The sequence below is a fragment of the Limnohabitans sp. 2KL-3 genome (genome assembly GCF_001269405.1).
Taxonomy (GTDB): domain Bacteria; phylum Pseudomonadota; class Gammaproteobacteria; order Burkholderiales; family Burkholderiaceae_C; genus Limnohabitans_A.
Map to the genome: position 1 here is coordinate 1 of NZ_CXON01000057.1, position 1,705 is coordinate 1,705.

The window sequence follows — 1,705 nt, forward strand, 5'->3', positions numbered from 1 at the left end:
CCCCCACCGCCCCCGGCCTACGTGCCCCCAGTGGATGTGGCCGTTACCGCGCCCGCACCGGTCAACGCCATTGCCGCCGTCACAGCAGCTGCACCCACGCAAGTGGTACCGATTGCACCCGCTGCAGTGGCCCCGGCTGCCCCTGCACCTGCGCCCGCACCGCCTGCACCCCCCGTGCGCGTGGCTGCCGTGGTCAACTCGGCCAACTGCGAAAAACCCGACTACCCCAGCGCCTCGCGTCGTCTGGAAGAAGAGGGCACCGTGAGCCTGCGCTTCTTGGTGGGCGCAGACGGCAAGGTCATTCAGTCCGAGGTCGAGAAGTCCTCGGGCTTCAAGCGGCTGGACGAAGCGGCGCGTGCGGGCTTGTCCAAGTGCGCCTTCAAGCCTGCCACCGTAGACGGCAAGCCCGAGCAGGGCTGGGCCAGCATGAAATACACCTGGCGTTTGGAGTAAAGCGAGCCCGCTTTGCCCACGTCCATCCAATTCAACCGATTTTTTTAAGAACACAGCAGGAGCACCTCACCATGTTCAAACCTTCCAAAAACCTCATCTTGGGCGCAGGCCTGTTGGCCAGCCTGTTCTTTGCGGGCGCTGTGATGGCGCAAGCGGCTGATGCGTCGGCCCCCGTGGTCGCTGCGGCAGGGGCCGTTGCGGCGGCGGCCGAAGAAAACCCCTACGGCCTGGGTGCGCTGTGGGCGCAGGGCGACTTTGTGGCCAAAGGCACTTTGCTGATCTTGGTCATCATGAGCATGGGCTCGTGGTACGTCATCTTCACCAAGTTGGCCGAGCAGTCCAAACTGAAGAAGCAAGCGGTGGCGGCCAAGGAGACCTTCTGGAGCGCCAGCACCGTGGCCCAAGGCAAAGACACCTTGGCGCAAGACTCGGCGTTTCGCTTCATTGCAGAAAAAGGCCTGGAAGGCGCCTCCAAGCACACCGGCTTGCTGGCCTCGGTGGACTTCAATGAATGGGTGAGCATGAGCATCCAACGCGCCATGGCCAATGTGCAAAGCCGCATGCAAGACGGCCTGGCGGTGCTGGCCACCGTCGGCTCAACGGCTCCGTTTGTGGGCTTGTTTGGCACGGTGTGGGGCATCTACCACGCGCTGGTCAAGATCGGCATGTCGGGTCAGGCGTCTATCGACAAAGTCGCTGGCCCCGTGGGCGAGGCGCTGATCATGACGGCCATTGGCTTGGCGGTGGCGGTGCCTGCGGTGTTGGGCTACAACTGGTTGGTGCGCCGCAACAAGGCGGTGATGGAAGAGGTCAACGCCTTTGGTGCTGACTTGCACGCGGTGCTGCTGGGCTCGGCCAAGAAATAAACCCATCGCCCGGGCGGTGGCAACGCGGCCCGGGCGAGCACACAAGGAGCCATCATGGCCATGAACGTAGGCGAAGCCGATGACGAGATCATCGGCACCATCAACACCACCCCTTTGGTGGACGTGATGCTGGTGCTGCTCATCATCTTTTTGATCACGATTCCGGTGGTGACCACATCCATCAAGGTGGACTTGCCCAAAGAGCAAAACGTGGTGCGCGAGACCAAGCCGGAGAACGTGATCATCTCGGTGGACAAGGCGGGCAAGATTTACCTGTACGACACGCCGATCAAAAACAGCACGGACTTGCTGGAGCGCATGAAGAAGTTCTAGATCGGAAGAGCACACGTTGAACTCCAGTCACATTCCTATCTCGTATGCCGTCT

2 protein-coding genes and 1 pseudogene are annotated in these 1,705 nt (G+C 61.7%); all 3 read left to right on the plus strand.

Going from position 1 to position 1,705, the window contains the following annotated elements; all coding sequences use genetic code 11:
- A partial coding sequence (locus AMM41_RS21560) for an energy transducer TonB (RefSeq protein ID WP_194944952.1) occupies positions 1-453 on the plus strand: 453 nt, incomplete at its 5' end.
- 143 nt (positions 454-596) lie between these two features.
- Positions 597-1,319, plus strand: coding sequence for a MotA/TolQ/ExbB proton channel family protein (locus AMM41_RS21565; protein ID WP_228769406.1), 723 nt, complete (start codon positions 597-599; stop codon positions 1,317-1,319).
- Between the two features lie 54 nt (positions 1,320-1,373).
- Positions 1,374-1,640, plus strand: a pseudogene (locus AMM41_RS21570) (ExbD/TolR family protein); the annotation flags it as partial.
- Between the last annotated feature and the right edge of the window lie 65 nt (positions 1,641-1,705).